Here is a 16349-nt window from a genome sequence, read left to right as displayed (position 1 = left end):
CCGGAGATCCCTCTTGAACGGGAGAGCCTGCGCCGTTTACCCTGCCTTGACGTGAGGTTCTCCTGTGGAGGAAGTGACATGACGGAAACTCTTGTGCCGGGCGTCGGCGGTGCCGCGATAACCGCCGGGGCGCGGGTGGTCGACCACCCCGCGTGGCCCGCGCTCAAGGCCGCCGTGGAGGAGATCCGCCCCTGGCAGGCCAAGGACGGCTCCATCGACTTCGAGGCCGCCGGGGCACCCACCCGGGCCGAGGCCGAGGCCGCGGTCGAGCGCGTGATCGAGGGCGTCGAGGCGCTGTCGGGGCTGCTCCCGCACGCGGCGGCGTACCACCGGGCGCTCGTCGCGGACCTGCGCAAGTGGGCTGCCGACGGCTTCCGGGTGCCCGACTTCCTCGACTCGCTGCTGGCTTTCCAGCCGGCCGCCGAGCGCACCGACGGGCTCCAGCACCTCGTGGTGTTCCCCATGTACACGCAGAACGGCAACCCGGACCGCAATCTGGAAGCCGTCGTCCTGCGCATGGTGTGGCCCGAGTGGCTCGCCGAGCTCGAGCGCACCCGGTACGACAACCCGCTCTTCCTCGGCATCACCTTCGAGGACTTCACCCCGGGCTACGACACCCACTCCGCCGTGCTCTTCCCGGAGACCATCGCCGTGCGCGAGGCCCCCGAGCGCTTCACCTGGGGCGGCATCTTCTGCGACCGCGAGGCCGCCCGTTACCGCAAGGTCACCGAGGCCGCGGTCGACATCCTGGGCATCGAGCTGCCCGAGGACATCGCCGCCATGGTCCAGGACCAGGAGCGCTGCGAGAAGGCCTTCGTCCTGTGGGACATGGTCCACGACCGCACCCACAGCCACGGCGACCTGCCATTCGACCCCTTCATGATCAAGCAGCGCCAGCCGTTCTGGATGTACGGACTGGAGGAGCTGCGCTGCGACCTCACCGCCTTCAAGGAGGCCGTGAAGCTGGAGTCCGAGGGCAACGAGCACGGCCGCGACGTCCAGTACGCCGTCCTGTTCGACCGGATGTTCCGCTTCCCGGTGTCGGGCGACCGCAACCGCAACTACGACGGCCTCGGCGGCCAGCTGCTCTTCGCCTACCTCCACAAGCACGACGTCGTGCGGTGGACGGACAACAAGCTGAAGATCGACTGGATGCGCGCCCCGCAGGTCACCAACCAGCTGTGTGCCGAGATCGAGGACCTTTACCGGGCCGGCATCGACCGCCCGAAGCTGGTGCACTGGTTCAAGGCCTACGAGCTGGTCTCGACCTACCTCGCTCCCCACCCGGGCTCCAAGTGGGCCAAGGGCCCCGACGCCCTCGACATGACGCTGCCCCCGCGCAAACTGGTGGACGACGTGCTTCCGGACGAGTTTCCGCTCAGCATGTTCTATGAGGCCCTCGCCAAGAAGCTCAAGGGCGTGATCGCCTCCGCGAAGGGCATCACCGCCGGCAACGCCGAGCAGGCCGAGCGAGTCGCCGCGTGAGCGACCGCCCACAGGAGGCTGTACAGATGAACGGCTCCGCAGACGGCAACGGAAACCTGCACGGAGCGGTCGTGGCGGTGGCCGGGGCCGGCGGCCCCGCCGGCCGCGCCACCCTGCTGCGCCTCGCCGAGGCGGGCGCCGTGGTCATCGCGTCCGACGCCGATCCGGCGCGGCTCGCCGAGGCCGTGGACGCCGCGCGCTATGCCCACGGCGGTGCCACCATCACCGGCGACACCGTGGACCTGCTCGACCTCGCGGCCACACGGGCCTGGGCCGAACAGATCGAGAAGGAGTTCGGCCGGGTCGACGGGCTGGTCCACCTCGTCGGCGGCTGGCGCGGCAGCAAGACCTTCACCGACGTCGACCTCACGGACTGGGCCTTCCTGGAGAAGCTCCTCATCCGCACGGTCCAGCACACCTCGCTCGCCTTCCACGACGGACTGCTGCGCAGCGACCGCGGCCGCTACGTCCTGATCAGCCAGTCCGGTGCGCACAAGCCGGTCGCCAACAACGCCGCCTACAACGCGGGCAAGGCGGCCGCGGAGGCCTGGACGCTGGCCCTCGCGGACTCCTTCCGCAAGGCGGGGGGCGAGGACGGGCCCGGTGCGGCGGCTGCGATCCTGGTCATCAAGGCACTGGTGCACGACGCGATGCGCGCCGAGCGTCCCAATGCGAAGTTCGCGGGCTTCACCGACGTCAAGGAGCTGGCCGAGGCCGTCGCCGGCGTCTGGGACCGCCCCGCAATCGATGTGAACGGACAGCGTCTGTGGCTCACTCCGCAACCGTGAGAACCGATACCGGGAAGACCGACGCCCGGCGCCACCACGACCCGGCGGTCCGCGGTTTCGCCAGCGACAACTACGCGGGGGTGCACCCCGAGGTCCTCGCGGCCGTCGCGCTCGCCAACGGCGGCCACCAGGTCGCCTACGGCGAGGACGAGTACACCGAACACCTGCAGAAGGTCTTCCGCAGCCACTTCGGCCCGTACGCGCAGGCCTTCCCGGTCTTCAACGGCACGGGCGCCAACGTCACCGCCCTGCAGGCCATGACCGACCGGTGGGGCTCGGTGATCTGCGCCAAGAGCGCCCACATCAACGTGGACGAGGGCGGCGCGCCGGAGCGGATGGCGGGCCTGAAGCTCCTCGCCGTCCCGACGCCGGACGGCAAGCTCACCCCCGAGCTGATCGACCAGGAGGCCTGGGGCTTCGAGGACGAGCACCGGGCGATGCCCCAGGTCGTCTCGATCACCCAGAACACCGAGCTCGGCACGGTCTACACGCCGGACGAGATCAGGGCCATCTGCGAGCACGCGCACGGCCTGGGCATGAAGGTGCACCTCGACGGGGCCCGGATAGCCAACGCCGCGGCCTCGCTCGACGTGCCGATGCGCACTTTCACGAACACGGTGGGCGTGGACGTGCTGTCGTACGGCGGCACGAAGAACGGCATGATGTTCGGCGAGGCCGTGGTGGTGCTCAATCCGGACGCGGTCCGGCAGATGAAGCACATCCGCAAGATGTCGATGCAGCTGGCGTCCAAGATGCGGTTCGTCTCCGTCCAGCTGGAGGCGCTGCTCACGAAGGACCTGTGGCTGCGCAACGCCCGTCACGCCAACGCGATGGCGCAGCGGCTCGCCGCCGGTGTGCGCGAGACGGACGGCGTGGAGATCCTCTACCCGGTGCAGGCGAACGCGGTGTTCGCGCGGCTGCCCCACGAGGTCTCGCGGCGGCTGCAGGAGCGGTACCGCTTCTACTTCTGGGACGAGACCGCGGGCGATGTCCGCTGGATGTGCGGCTTCGACACCCAGGAGGAAGACGTGGACGGCTTCCTCCAGGCGCTGAAGGAAGAACTGGCGCGCTGAATATTCGATAGTTTTGCGAATGGTCGCATAGGTATGCTCCTGGGTCATGGAATTGATCCAGGAGCAGCCCGACCTGTCCGCCTATCTGGCCGCGGACGACGCCGTGGACCACGAGCACCCGCTGGTGCGCGAAACCGCCGACGCCTTCTGGACCGCGACGCACGGCGACCCGTACGCGTACGCCGAAGCGGTCTTCACCTTCGTGCGTGACGCCGTCCCGCACTCCGCCGACTCCGGCGACCCCCGCGTCGCCTGGCGCGCCTCCGAGGTCCTGGCCACCCGCAACGGCATCTGCTACGCCAAGGCGCACGCGCTCGCCGCGCTGCTGCGTGCCCGGGGCATTCCGGCGGCCCTGTGCTACCAGCTGCTCGCCGACGACGACGGATCCAACCCGGTCGTCCACGGCCTGGTCGCGCTCCGGCTCCCCGGCGCCGACCGGTGGTCCCGGGTGGACCCGCGCGGCAACAAGCCCGGCGTGGACGCCCGGTTCAGCCTCGACGTGGAGCGACTGGCGTTCCCCATACGCCCCGAGCTCGGCGAGATCGACTACCCCGAGCTGTACGCCGCCCCGCACCCGGCCGCGCTCACGGCGCTCCAGGACTCCGCCGACCGGACGCGGCTGTGGGAGAACCTGCCGACGGCCCTGTGACAGCGGCCGCCGGCGCGGCCCGACGCCCCGCCGTCAGCACGTGCAGCAGGGCCGCCGCGAGCTGGAGCGCGGCGATCCCGACCAGCAGCGTCCACGCGGGCGCGTCGGCGGCGAACCCGACCAGGGCGGCCCCGGCGGAGGCCGCCGTCATCTTGAGCCCGGCGCCCAGGGTGAACACCTGCGTCCGCACCGCGTCCGGCGCGTGCTCCGAGCGGATCCGCAAGGTGGCCGTCAGCAGCGGCCCGTCGCACACCCCGGCCACCGCGAACAGGGCCGCCATGGCGGCGAGGGACGGCGCGAAGGCGGCCGCGGTCAGCGCCGCCCCCGTCCCGGCCAGGGCCCACCGCACCAGCCGGCCCGGCTCCACGGCCGTCATCCGCCCCAGCGTCAGCGAGCCCGCCAGGGCGCCCACCGCGAAGGCCGTCATCAGCAGGCCCCCGCCGCCCGGGCTGCCGAGCCCGGCCGCCAGCAGGACCGAGGTGGTGGTGAGGGAGCCGATGCCCAGGAACGCCAAGGTGGTCGCCGAGGTGACCGCCCGCAGCTGCCGCACCCGCCACAGGGCGGCGAGCCCGGCACCCAGCCCGGCCCGGGACGGCTCCTTGGACGCACCCGCGCCCGGAGCGCCGTACGGCAGGGTGGCGGCGAGCGCGGCCGCCAGTGCACCGGACACCGCCAGGACCGCCATGGCCGGAGCCGCCGATCCCGCGGCCGCGACCAGGCTGACCGCCGCCGGCGCGGTCACCGCGGCCGCGTTGTAGGTGGAGGCGTCCCAGCCGTAGGCGCGGTCCCGCCCGGCGCCGGCCGGGACCAGCCCGGTGACCAGGCTGGACAGTCCCCCCGTCACCATCGGCCCGCAGCTGCCGCCGAGCACCGCCACGGCGAGCACCAGCGGCAGCGGCACCCGGCCCACCAGCAGGGCCAGCGCTGCCACGGCGGCCGTGAACCCGGCCAGCGTGCCGAGGTGGAAGAGCCGCGGCCGACGGGTCCGGCCCGCGGCGGCGCCCGCGAGCGGAGCCGCCAGGACGTGCGGGGCGAGCCAGGCCGTCAGTACGAACGCCCCGTACGAGGCGCTGCCGGTGCGCTCCAGGGCGAGCAGGACCACGGCCATCCCCATGCCCTCGGAGGCGAACCGCGCCGCCAGCGCCGCCGCGAGGTACCGCCCGAACCCGCTCATCCCGCCCCCTTCCCGCCGGTGCAACGCCATGACCGCTGAGGACGTTACGTCGTGGGTGTGTACGGCGAAAGCATCCGGCTGCGGGAGCCTCCCGCCGGAGGGCGGAGATCCCGCGCGGGAGCGGCGCGGACCGGTCCGCCGCCGGTACCGCTCCACCACGCGGGCCGCTCCCGGGTGGCGGCCCACCCACGCCGCGAGCGCGAGTCCTAACGGCGAGCCATGAGCTCCTCGATCCGTCAAGCCACGACAGGCCGGGGCATGACGCGCCGCAGCCGGCGGGGCGTACTGGAGGGACCGATCCGTCCTTACCACCCCGAGGAGAACCGCCATGACCCACCCGTTCCCGACCCGACGGGTCGCCCTGCTCACCGTCTCGGCCGCTCTGGCCGCGGGGGGCGCGCTCGTGCCCACGACCGCCTTCGCCGCCACCCCCGCGGCGCCGCCGGCAGCCACGGCGGACCGGGGTGACGGCGACAAGGCCAACCTGCTGTACCTCGCGCCCCCCGGCGCCGGGAGCATCTTCGGACACCGGCCGCAGGGCGACCCGCCCACCGGCGAACCCCCCGTCGGGCGGGAGGACGCCCACGGCACACCGGACGACCCCGGGGTGTTCATCCCGCCCCGCACGCCGCAATGGCAGTGCGTCGCGGCCCCGTGCGGCCCGCCGGGCCACTGAACACCGCCGGGAAGGGGTCGGCCCCGGGACCCGGCCGGGTCCCGGGGCCGACCTCGTCGGTGGGGGAGGGGTCAGCCCGCCTCGCGGACCTGCGCCGCCGTCGGGGCGGTCCCGCCGAGGTGGGCCGGCAGCCACCAGGAGTCGCCCGCGTCCCGGGGCTTCTCCGGGTAGGCGCGCTGCGCCGCGTCCAGCAGCTCCTGCACGCGCTCGCGCAGACGGCGGGTGATGGCCCCCGCGTACTGATCGGTGGGCGCCTCGATCGGCTCGCCGACCCGCATCGTCACCGGGATGTGGCTGCGCTTGAGGTTCTTCGGGCGGCCCTTGGTCCACAGTCGCTGGGTGCCCCACAGGGCCACCGGGATCAGCGGGACCCCGGCCTCCTGGGCCATGCGCGCCGCACCCGACTTGAAGCTCTTGAGGGTGAAGGACTGGGAGATCGTCGCCTCCGGGAACACCCCGATGATCTCACCGGACCGCAACGAGTCCAGGGCGTGCTCGTAGGCCGTCTCACCCTGTTTGCGGTCCACCGGGATGTGCTTCATCGCCCGCATCAGCGGACCGGACACCTTGTGCCGGAATACCGACTCCTTCGCCATGAAGCGCACCAGGCGCTTCTGCGGCCGTGCCGCCAGCCCGGCGAAGATGAAGTCGAGGTAGCCGATGTGGTTCGACACCAGGACCGCGCCGCCCTTGCGGGGGATGTTCTCGGTGCCCTTCATGTCGATACGGATGTCCAGCGCACGGAACAGGCCGTGCGCGGCGCCGATCACGGGAGGGTAGACGAGCTCAGCCATGGTGGGGAGATCCCGCTTTCTGCCTGGGGAGGTGCTCCCGGCCGGAAGTTACGGAAGCGTAGGTACGCGACCCATGGGGGATGGTGCCCCAAACGCGGGCTCGCTGGCCAGCCCAGACGACCGGGTCCGGAGAGATTCTCGTCACGCCGGGAATGCGCTCCCCGCACAGGGCGCTGCGAACAGGGTACGAGCGTACGAGCAGGGGGCGCGTAAGCGTAAGACGGCGTCCGCGGGCGAAGAGGGCGAGGGGAGTGCGGGTGCGCGCACAGGATGGCGGGCGGCACGGCGACGGGGCGGACGGCCCGGACGGCCCGGGCGGGCTTCGCGCTGCGGACGGCCCGGCCGTGCTCGGCGCCGCGGAGCTGGGGGCGGAGCCGGGGGAGCGCGCCACCCTGGTGCAGTTCTCCAGTGCCTTCTGCCAGCCCTGCCGGGCCACCCGGCGGATCCTCGCCGAGGTCGCGGGGATGGTCGAGGGGGTGGCGCACATCGAGATCGACGCCGAGGACCGGCTCGCCCTGGTCCGGTCCCTGGGGATCGAGAAGACCCCGACCGTGCTCGTCCTGGACGCGGCGGGCAGGATCGTGCGCCGGGCGGCCGGGATGCCGCGCAAGGCGGACGTGATCGCGGCCCTGGGCGCCGCCGTATGAGGCCCGCGCCGGGGCGCGCGCGGCACCGCGGACCCGCACGCGGCGTGACGCGCCCGACATCTGACGGTTCCCGCTTGACTGTGTACACGGGAGATCGCCACGCTGGCCGTATGCCGTTTGAACTCCTGCTCCACGGGCGGGTCCACGTGGACCTCGTACGCTGTGCGAGCGCGCGCTGTCCGGGCCACTGAGCGTCCCGGCCCCCGATCCCGACACGACAGCGCCCGCGTGCTCCGCGGCAGAAGGAAGCACCCCGATGACCGCTCCTGTGGCCCCGCCCACCGCCCCCGCCGCCCGGTCCGCCGAGGTGCGACCCGGCTCGCCCGACCTGCTGCGCTCCGTGTTCCGGCGGCACGCCGCCGGCGTCGCGGTGATCACCGCCGAGACCTGCGGGCGCCCGGCGGGCTTCACCGCCACCTCGCTGAACTCCGTCTCCGCCGACCCGCCGCTGCTGTCCTTCACCATCGCCACCGGCTCCTCCAGCTGGCCGGCGGTGCGCGACAGCGACCACCTCGGGGTCCACATACTCGGGGAGCACCAGCGGGAGCTCGCGGGCCTCTTCGCCCGGAGCGGGGCGGACCGCTTCGGCCCGGACACCGACTGGAGCACGGGGCCGCACGGGGTTCCCGTACTGGACGGCGTGCCGGCCTGGCTGGTCTGCAAGGTGGTGGCGAGGGTGCCGGCGGGCGAGCACCGTGTGATCATCGCTGAGGCGGTCGCGGGGAATCCGGCCGGGGAGGGCCGCCCCCTGCTGTACCACCAAGGACGCTTCAACGCGCTGCGCGACTGAATCGTCCCTGTTGGGGCCGGGTTGGTCGGCGTTGGACAGATCACAGTTCGCCGAGCTTGCGCCCGTGCGGCACCCACGGTGTACTGACGAGTAACATTCCCTTCGGAGCGCGGGCCGCCCCGACCGGGATCCGCCCGACGAGGCGCCTATGCTGCCTGCACAAGGCGGTACCAGAAAAGACGATGCGGTAGGAGAGCCGGCGTGAGCCTGAGGATCGTTGTCTGTGTGAAGTACGTGCCCGACGCCACCGGCGACCGGCAGTTCACCGAGGACTTGACCGTCAACCGTGACGACGTCGACGGCCTGCTGTCGGAGCTCGACGAGTACGCCGTCGAGCAGGCCCTGCAGATCGCCGACGCGGCCGACGACGCGGAGATCACCGTCCTGACCGTGGGCCCCGAGGACGCCAAGGACGCGCTGCGCAAGGCGCTGTCGATGGGCGCCGACAAGGCCATCCACGTGGAGGACGACGACCTGCACGGCACCGACGTCATGGGCACCTCCCTGGTGCTCGCCAAGGCGATCGAGAAGGCCGGCTACGACCTGGTCATCACCGGCATGGCCTCGACCGACGGCACGATGGGCGTCCTCCCGGCGATCCTGGCCGAGCGCCTGGGCGTCCCGCAGGTCACCCTGCTCTCCGAGGTCAAGGTGGAGGACGGCACCGTGACCGGCCGCCGCGACGGCGACACCGCCAGCGAGCAGCTGCAGGCCTCCCTCCCCGCGCTCGTCTCGGTGACGGACCAGTCGGGCGAGGCCCGCTACCCGTCCTTCAAGGGCATCATGGCCGCCAAGAAGAAGCCGGTGGAGTCCTGGGACCTGGAGGACCTGGAGATCGAGGCCGACGAGGTCGGTCTGGCCGGCTCCTGGACCGCGGTCGACTCCGCGGCGCAGCGCCCGGCGCGCACCGCCGGCACGATCGTCAAGGACGAGGGCGAGGGCGGCAAGCAGCTGGCCGAGTTCCTGGCCGGCCAGAAGTTCATCTAAGGGCTTCGGCCACCTCTCAGTAGCCCCCAGACACTTCGCAATCGCAGGAGAGCAGTCCCATGGCTGAAGTTCTCGTCTACGTCGACCACGTGGACGGCGCCGTCCGCAAGCCCACCCTCGAGCTGCTGACGCTGGCCCGCCGCATCGGCGAGCCGGTCGCCGTCGCCCTGGGCGCCGGCGCCGACGCCACCGCCGCGGTGCTCGCCGAGCACGGCGCGGTGAAGGTCCTCACCGCCGACGCCCCCGAGTTCACCGAGTACCTCGTCGTACCGAAGGTGGACGCGCTCCAGGCCGCGTACGAGGCGGTCTCCCCGGCCGCCGTGCTCGTCCCGTCCTCCGCCGAGGGCAAGGAGATCGCCGCGCGCCTCGCCGTCCGCATCGGCTCCGGCATCATCACCGACGCCGTGGACCTCGAGGCGGGTGACGAGGGCCCGGTCGCGACGCAGTCCGCCTTCGCCGCGTCGTTCACCACCAAGTCCCGCGTCTCCAAGGGCACCCCGGTCATCACCGTGAAGCCGAACTCGGCCCCGGTCGAGGCCGCTCCGGCCGCCGGCGCCGTCGAGACGCTCGCCGTCACCTTCGGCGCCCTGGCCACCGGCACCAAGGTCACCGGCCGCACCCCGCGCGAGTCGACCGGCCGCCCCGAGCTGACGGAGGCCGCGATCGTGGTCTCCGGCGGCCGCGGTGTCAACGGCGCCGAGAACTTCCACATCATCGAGGAGCTCGCGGACTCCCTCGGTGCCGCCGTCGGTGCCTCGCGCGCCGCCGTCGACGCCGGTTGGTACCCGCACTCCAACCAGGTCGGCCAGACCGGCAAGTCGGTCTCCCCGCAGCTGTACATCGCCTCGGGCATCTCCGGCGCGATCCAGCACCGGGCCGGCATGCAGACCTCGAAGACCATCGTGGCCATCAACAAGGACGCCGAGGCCCCGATCTTCGACCTGGTCGACTACGGCGTGGTCGGCGACCTCTTCACGGTCGTCCCGCAGCTGACCGGCGAGATCAAGGCGCGCAAGGGCTAGTCCCTGACCTGCGTATCTCTCCGCCTCCGGGGCCGTGTGGTGATTCTCACCGCACGGCCCCGAGTCGTTTCCCCGGGACGGCGGAGGGACCATTGACTGAGCGGAACCCCGTGACTAAATTCTGCTATGCGGATCTAAGATTCCGTGAAGCGGAAAAGAGGAGAGTGCACGATGGGTCAGCAGGAGAAGGTGGCGACGAGCCTCGCAGGCGCGGTCAGCGAGGGCATCAGCGCCTCCCTCGCCCCGGTGGACGCGGAACTCGCGCGCCACTACCCGGGCGACCCCGGCACCCGCCAGCCGATCCACACCGTCTACGTGCCCGGTGACGTCTTCGCCGCGGACACCATCCGCTCCTGGGGCGACCAGGCCCTCGCCGCGCTCGACGAGCACGCGCCCGACGCCGCCACCTTCGCCAAGGTACTGGGCATCTCCGACGAGCTGGCCGTACCGGTCTACGACCGCGTCCGCGCCAAGCTGCTGCGCGAGCCGATCGAGGACCTCCGCGTCGACTTCGAGGACGGCTTCGGCGTCCGCTCCGACGAGGAGGAGGACCAGGCCGCCGCGCGCGCCGCGCGCCTGATCTCCGAGGCGTACTCCAACGGCACGAACGCCCCGTACATGGGCATCCGCATGAAGTGCATGGAGTCCAACGTCCGCGACCGCGGCATCCGCACCACCGACGTCTTCCTCTCCGGCCTGCTCGCCCACGGCGGCCTGCCGGAGAACCTCGTCCTCACCCTGCCCAAGGTCACCTACGCCGAGCAGGTCAGCGCCTTCGTCAAGCTGCTGGAGGCCTTCGAGGCCACCCGCGGCCTGCGCTCCGGCCGGATCGGCTTCGAGATCCAGATCGAGACCAGCCAGTCCATCCTGGCCGCCGACGGCACGGCCACCGTGGCCCGGATGATCGAGGCGTCCAAGGGCCGCGCCACCGGCCTGCACTACGGCACCTTCGACTACAGCGCCTGCGTCGGCGTCTCCGCCGCCTACCAGGCCAGCGACCACCCGGCCGCCGACCACGCGAAGGCGATCATGCAGGTCGCGGCGGCCGGCACCGGCGTCCGCGTCTCCGACGGCTCGACCAACGTGCTGCCCATCGGGACCACCGAGAAGGTCCACGAAGCCTGGAAGCTGCACTACGGCCTGACCCGCCGCGCCCTGGCCCGTGCCTACTACCAGGGCTGGGACATGCACCCGGGCCACCTGCCGACCCGCTACGCGGCCGTTTTCACCTTCTACCGCGAGGGCCTGCACACGGCTGCCGCGCGCCTGAAGGCGTACGTCGCCAAGATCGAGGGCGATGTGATGGACGAGCCCGCCACCGCCAAGGCGCTCGCCGGCTACCTGGTCCGCGGCCTGGACTGCGGCGCCGTCGGCGCCGACGAGGTCACCGCCCTGACCGGCCTGACCCGCGCCGAACTGGACGCCTTCGCGATCCCGCGCCGGTCCGCGACCCTGACGGCCAGCGCGTAGGCACCCGACGCGGACGCGGACGCCGGCCGGTCGGTCCTCCTGCGAGCCGGCCCCGTTCCCACGGGGCCGGGCCGCAGGCCACCTGGGCCGGGGCTGCCCCCGGCGCCGGCTACCCGGCCGGAGGCGGGAGCTCGCCCGAGCCGCGGGGGATCAGGCGGGTGGGGAGTTCGATGCGGGCCGGCGGGAGGTCCGCCCCGGCCAGGCGCCGGAAGAGGCGGTCCGTGGCCACCCGGCCCAACGCCGCTGCGTCCTGGGCGACCACCGTCACGCCGGGGCGGAGCAGGTCGGCCAGCTCGAAGTCGTCGAAGCCGACCAGGGCCACCGGATGCGCCCCCGGCAGCCCCGGCTCCCGCGCGCGCTCCCGGTCCGCCAGGACCCGTACGAGCGTGACCGTCACGCGGTTGTTGCCCGCGAACACCGCCGAGACCGCGTCGGGGCCGGCCAGCATCGCCCGGGCCGCCGCCGCGACCCGCCCGGGCGCCGTGGAACCGAGCGACACCCAGGATCCGGCCACCGGAAGGCCGGCCTCCGCCATCGCCGCGCGGTAGCCGCGCAGCCGCTCCGTCGCCGTGTGGATGCGGGGGTGGTCCCCGATGAAGCCGATCCTGCGGTGGCCGCCCGCGATCAGATGCGCCACCCCGTCGCGGGCACCGCCGAAGCTGTCGGACAGGACCACGTCCGCGTCGATCCGGCCTGCGGGGCGGTCCACGAACACCGTGGCCACACCCGCCCTGATCTCCGGCTCCAGGTAGCGGTGGTCGTCGCCCGCCGGAATCACGATCAGCCCGTCCACCCGGCGCGCGCACAGCGCGAGCGCCAACTCACGCTCCCGGTCCGGGTCCTCGGCGCTGGAGCCGTTGACGAGCAGCGCCCCGTGTGCGCGGGCCACCTCCTCGACGGCGCGGTTCAGCGGCCCGTAGAAGGGGTCGGCGAGGTCCTCCAGAATCAGACCCACCGTCGCGGTGCGGCCCTTGCGCAGCACGCGCGCGCTGTCGTTGCGGCGGAATCCCAGCGCGTCGATGGCCTCCTGGACCCGCCGCTCGGTGTCGGGGGTGACACCCGCCTCCCCGTTGACCACGCGCGACACCGTTTTCAGGCCCACACCGGCCCGGGCCGCCACGTCCTTCATGGTCGGCCGGTTTCCGTATCGGGGGTCGGACGGGCGGCGGCTGTGGGGCACGGCGGGGAAACCTCCGTAGATCGCGGGCGGGGCGCTGACCTCGAGGATAAGCACTCGGCCGATAGTGAGGTTTCCGCGCCGGGGTGGGACGGGCAAGCCACTGGGGGCTCCGGACGAGCCATGGGGAGAGGGGTAGACGTGATTGTCTGGATCAACGGCGCATTCGGCGCCGGGAAGACCAGCACGGCTCGCGAACTGACCGGAATCCTGCCGCACAGCGCCCTGTTCGACCCGGAGCTCATCGGCGACGTGCTGCGGGTGCTGCTGCCGCGCAAGCGGCTGGCGGAGGTCTCCGACTATCAGGACCTGCCGAGCTGGCGCCGCCTGGTGGTGGACACGGCGGCGGCGATGCTCGCGGAACTGGGCGGGGTGCTCGTCGTCCCGATGACGCTGCTGCGGCAGGAGTACCGGGACGAGATCTTCGGCGCGCTGGCGGCTCGGCGGATACCGGTGCGGCATGTGCTCCTCGCCCCAGCGGAAACGATCCTGCGGACGCGGATCGCGACGCGCGAGGAGGCCGGGGACCCGCAGGACGTCGACCTGCGCGTCCGGCAATGGGCCTACGACCACATCCCCGCCTACCAGCACGCGCTCGGCTGGCTCACCGCCGACGCGCACGTCATCGACAACGGCGCGCTGAGCGTGCGGGAGACCGCGGAACGGATCGCCGAAGCCGTGCGCACGGAAGCGGCCGGCGTCTGCGACATCGTGCAGACCCCGGAGCCCACCCGGGAGACCGTGGCGTCCGGTGTGCTGCTCTTCGACGACCACGACCGCGTGCTGCTGGTGGATCCGACGTACAAGGCGGGTTGGGAGTTCCCCGGCGGCGTGGTGGAGGCCGGGGAGGCGCCGGCGTGCGCGGGCGTACGGGAGGTCGCCGAGGAACTGGGGCTGGTACTCGACCGGGCGCCCGGGCTGCTGGTCGTGGACTGGGAGCGCCCGCAACCGCCCGGGTACGGGGGCCTGCGCCTGCTCTTCGACGGCGGCCGCCTCCCCGACGGCGCGGCGGCCCGGCTCCGGCTGCCCGGCCCCGAACTGCGGGCCTGGCGCTTCGTGACCGAGACCGAGGCCGCCGGGCTGCTCCCGCAGCACCGCTACGAGCGCCTGCGCTGGGCGCTGCGCGCCCGGGAGCGGGGTCGTGCCCTCTATCTGGAGGCCGGCGTTCCGGTCGGCTGAGCTCCGGTCAGGTCCGGTCAGGGCGAGTCCGGTTCGGTCCGGTTCCGGTCGGTCCGGTTCGACCCGGACTGTTCCCGGACCGGCCCCGCCCCGCTCAGACCTCGGTGCCGGCCGCCGCCTTCGCGAGCGCGGCGGCCGTGTCCGTCGTCAGCGGGTCGCCGTGGCCGAAGCAGGCGACGGCGGGGGAGAGGGCGGCGAGCCGCCGGAAGGAGTCCACCGCCCCGGCCCGGTCCACGTTGAAGACGCCGAGCATCAGCGGGCCGACCGCGGCCACGCAGTCCCCGGTGAACAGCACGCCGTGGTGCGGGAGGTGGACGCCGATGCTGCCGTCGGTGTGGCCCGGGGCGTGCACGGCGTAGGCCCCGTCCCCGAAGCCCAGCGCCTCCCCGTCCTCGACCTCCCGGTCGACCGCCGTGGGCGGCGCCTCGGGCACGGTCAGGCCGTGCGCGTACAGCGGCACCTCCCAGTCGAGCAGCACCGGCTCCGGCCCGGGCCGCTCCCCGCGGATCACCGGGGCGTCCAGCCGGTGCGCCAGCACGCGGGCGCCCCAGCGGGCGGCGAGTTCGCCGGCCGCGCCGACGTGGTCGCGGTGGCAGTGCGTCAGCACGATCCGCTCCAGCCGGTCCGGCCGCAGTCCGAGGGACCGTATCGCCCCCTCGATCTCGGTCGCGGAGTCGACGTTGCCGGCGTCGATCAGGGTCAGGGCTCCGTCGTCCTGCCAGAGGTAGGCCTGGCCGATGGGGAAGCGGAGCATGTGGAGGCGGTTCGGCAGCACTTCGACGAGGTCCATGACCCGACCGTACGACCTCGGCCCGGGCCGGCGCCGACGGGTTCACCGGAAGCGGACGGGGCGGCCGTGCGGGCGGGGAAGAGCGAGCCCGGAGCGCGGTGCGGCCGGACGGGCCGGTCGGGGTCGGCCTTCGGCCCTGCGGTGCGGCCCGGGGACCGGGCGGGATCAGTCCGCGGACCCGGCGGTGCGGCCGCGGGCGGGAGGCAGCAGGGCCCGCCGGGCGGGCATGTGGCGGCCCGCGGGCCCGGCGGTGGCGACCGCCGGGCGTCCGGGGTCGGTCAGGCGTGCTGGGACTGGGCGTAGTTGACCAGGAAAAGGGCCTCGGCGACCGACAGCCGTTCCAGTTCCTGCGGAGAGACGCTCTCGTTCACCGCGTGGATCTGGGCCTCCGGCTCGCTGAGGCCGATCAGCAGCATCTCCGCATCCGGGTACAGCTGGGTCAGCGTGTTGCACAGCGGGATCGAGCCGCCCATGCCGGCGACCTGCATCTCCTGACCCGGGTACGCCACCCGCAGGGCCGCCGCCATCGACGCGTACGCCGGGCTGTCGGTGTCCGCCTGGAACGGCTGGCCCTGACCCACGACCTCGAGCTTCAGCTTCGCCCGCCACGGGGTGTGCGCCGTCAGGTGGGCCTCGAGCAGCTTGATGGCTTCCGTGGTGTCCACGCCCGGCGGCACCCGCAGGCTGATCAGCGCGCCGGCGCTCGCGTGCACCGACGGCGTCGCACCGGCCACCGACGGGCAGTCGATGCCCAGGACGGTCACGGCCGGGCGGGCCCACAGGCGGTCCGCGATCGTGCCCTCACCGATCAGTTCGACCCCGTCGAGCACCTTCGCGTCGGCGCGGAAGTCCGCCTCCGGGTACTGCAGGCCCTCCCACACCGCGTCCGACGCCAGCCCGTCGACGGTCGTCGAACCGTCCGCCGCGCGCAGCGAGTCCAGCAGCCGGATCAGCGCCGCCAGCGCGTCGGGCGCGACCCCGCCGAACATGCCGGAGTGCAGGTTGCCGCCCAGGGTGTCGATCCTGACCTTGAGCAGGGTCATCCCGCGCAAAGTGGCCGTCACCGTCGGCAGGCCGAGCCGGAAGTTGCCCGCGTCGCCGATGACGACGGCGTCCGCGGCGAGCAGTTCGGGGTGGGCCTCGGCGTACTGCTGGAGGCCGCCCGTGCCCTGCTCCTCGGACCCCTCGACGATCACCTTCACGCTCACCGGCACGCCGCCGTTGGCCTTCAGGGCGCGCAGCGCCAGCAGGTGCATGATGAACCCGCCCTTGCAGTCGGCGGAGCCGCGCCCGTACCAGCGGCCGTCGCGCTCGGTCAGCTCGAAGGCGGGGGATATCCAGGCGGCGTCGTCCAGCGGCGGCTGCACGTCGTAGTGCGCGTAGAGCAGCACCGTCGGCGCGCCCTCGGGGCCCGGCAGGAAGCCGTACACGGACTGCGTGCCGTCGGGGGTGTCGAGCAGCGCCACGTCCTGGAAGCCCTCGGCGCGCAGCGCGTCCGCCACCCAGTTCGCGGCGGCGTCGCTCTCGCTCTTGGGGAACTGCGCCCAGTCCGCCACCGACTGGAAGGCCACCAGCTCGGTCAGCTCGCGCTTGGCGCGGGGCATCAGCGAGGCGACGGTCTCGGCGATCGGATTCTGGGACATGGGCA

At 73.0% G+C, this 16349-nt stretch carries 16 protein-coding genes; 11 read left to right on the top strand and 5 right to left on the bottom strand.

Going from position 1 to position 16349, the window contains the following annotated elements; genetic code table 11:
* Positions 1-78 precede the first annotated feature (78 nt).
* The 4 genes from AC07FY_RS15800 to AC07FY_RS15785 are packed head-to-tail and all read left to right on the top strand — an operon-like array spanning position 79 to position 3995.
* Positions 79-1485, top strand: coding sequence for a DUF6421 family protein (locus AC07FY_RS15800; protein WP_479006046.1), 1407 nt, complete (start codon positions 79-81; stop codon positions 1483-1485).
* 26 nt (positions 1486-1511) lie between these two features.
* Positions 1512-2273 carry an SDR family NAD(P)-dependent oxidoreductase gene (locus AC07FY_RS15795; protein ID WP_479006043.1) on the top strand — a complete coding sequence of 254 codons (762 nt, stop codon included), beginning with the start codon at positions 1512-1514 and terminating at the stop codon, positions 2271-2273.
* A complete protein-coding gene (locus AC07FY_RS15790) occupies positions 2252-3346 on the top strand; it encodes a threonine aldolase family protein (RefSeq protein ID WP_479006040.1) in 1095 nt (364 codons plus the stop codon). The genes AC07FY_RS15795 and AC07FY_RS15790 overlap by 22 nt, the downstream gene beginning before the upstream one ends.
* A gap of 46 nt (positions 3347-3392) precedes the next feature.
* Positions 3393-3995, top strand: a complete 603-nt coding sequence (locus AC07FY_RS15785; protein WP_479006037.1) for a transglutaminase domain-containing protein — start codon at positions 3393-3395, stop codon at positions 3993-3995.
* Here the strand turns inward: AC07FY_RS15785 and AC07FY_RS15780 are convergent.
* Complete coding sequence (locus tag AC07FY_RS15780) at positions 3931-5169, bottom strand: MFS transporter (protein ID WP_479006034.1); 1239 nt, start codon at positions 5167-5169, stop codon at positions 3931-3933. The genes AC07FY_RS15785 and AC07FY_RS15780 overlap by 65 nt on opposite strands.
* Before the next feature lie 328 nt (positions 5170-5497).
* On the opposite strand from AC07FY_RS15780, the gene AC07FY_RS15775 reads away from it, so the two are divergent.
* Complete coding sequence (locus tag AC07FY_RS15775) at positions 5498-5845, top strand: hypothetical protein (protein WP_479006032.1); 348 nt, start codon at positions 5498-5500, stop codon at positions 5843-5845.
* 71 nt (positions 5846-5916) lie between these two features.
* Here the strand turns inward: AC07FY_RS15775 and AC07FY_RS15770 are convergent, their stop codons facing one another.
* A complete protein-coding gene (locus AC07FY_RS15770; protein ID WP_479006029.1) occupies positions 5917-6639 on the bottom strand; it encodes a lysophospholipid acyltransferase family protein in 723 nt (240 codons plus the stop codon).
* 344 nt (positions 6640-6983) lie between these two features.
* Between AC07FY_RS15770 and AC07FY_RS15765 the strand changes: the two genes are divergently transcribed.
* The 5 genes from AC07FY_RS15765 to AC07FY_RS15745 all read left to right on the top strand — a co-directional run bounded on the left by AC07FY_RS15765 (position 6984) and on the right by AC07FY_RS15745 (position 11555).
* Positions 6984-7286, top strand: coding sequence for a TlpA family protein disulfide reductase (locus AC07FY_RS15765; RefSeq protein ID WP_479006359.1), 303 nt, complete (start codon positions 6984-6986; stop codon positions 7284-7286).
* Between the two features lie 256 nt (positions 7287-7542).
* Positions 7543-8076 (top strand): flavin reductase family protein, encoded by a 534-nt coding sequence (locus AC07FY_RS15760; protein ID WP_479006026.1) that lies wholly within the window; start codon positions 7543-7545, stop codon positions 8074-8076.
* Between the two features lie 201 nt (positions 8077-8277).
* Positions 8278-9063: an electron transfer flavoprotein subunit beta/FixA family protein gene (locus tag AC07FY_RS15755; protein WP_479006023.1), complete on the top strand. Its 786-nt coding sequence runs from the start codon at positions 8278-8280 to the stop codon at positions 9061-9063.
* 59 nt (positions 9064-9122) lie between these two features.
* Positions 9123-10085 carry an electron transfer flavoprotein subunit alpha/FixB family protein gene (locus tag AC07FY_RS15750; protein WP_479006020.1) on the top strand — a complete coding sequence of 321 codons (963 nt, stop codon included), beginning with the start codon at positions 9123-9125 and terminating at the stop codon, positions 10083-10085.
* A gap of 171 nt (positions 10086-10256) precedes the next feature.
* Complete coding sequence (locus AC07FY_RS15745; RefSeq protein ID WP_479006017.1) at positions 10257-11555, top strand: DUF6986 family protein; 1299 nt, start codon at positions 10257-10259, stop codon at positions 11553-11555.
* Positions 11556-11664: 109 nt separating this feature from the next.
* Here AC07FY_RS15745 and AC07FY_RS15740 read toward each other — a convergent pair whose 3' ends face one another.
* Positions 11665-12684, bottom strand: a complete 1020-nt coding sequence (locus AC07FY_RS15740; protein WP_479006356.1) for a LacI family DNA-binding transcriptional regulator — start codon at positions 12682-12684, stop codon at positions 11665-11667.
* Positions 12685-12873: 189 nt separating this feature from the next.
* Between AC07FY_RS15740 and AC07FY_RS15735 the strand changes: the two genes are divergently transcribed.
* Positions 12874-13911 (top strand): NUDIX hydrolase, encoded by a 1038-nt coding sequence (locus tag AC07FY_RS15735; RefSeq protein WP_479006014.1) that lies wholly within the window; start codon positions 12874-12876, stop codon positions 13909-13911.
* A 94-nt stretch (positions 13912-14005) separates the two neighbouring features.
* Here the strand turns inward: AC07FY_RS15735 and AC07FY_RS15730 are convergent, their stop codons facing one another.
* Together AC07FY_RS15730 and AC07FY_RS15725 are read right to left on the bottom strand one after the other, a co-directional pair.
* Positions 14006-14701, bottom strand: coding sequence for an MBL fold metallo-hydrolase (locus tag AC07FY_RS15730; RefSeq protein ID WP_479006012.1), 696 nt, complete (start codon positions 14699-14701; stop codon positions 14006-14008).
* Positions 14702-14979: 278 nt separating this feature from the next.
* Positions 14980-16344 carry a M20/M25/M40 family metallo-hydrolase gene (locus tag AC07FY_RS15725; RefSeq protein ID WP_479006009.1) on the bottom strand — a complete coding sequence of 455 codons (1365 nt, stop codon included), beginning with the start codon at positions 16342-16344 and terminating at the stop codon, positions 14980-14982.
* Between the last annotated feature and the right edge of the window lie 5 nt (positions 16345-16349).

The sequence above is a fragment of the Streptomyces sp. NPDC045967 genome (assembly GCF_056430495.1).
The sequence above is the reverse complement of the archived record's forward strand: the minus strand, read 5'-3'. Positions and strand labels throughout refer to the sequence as shown.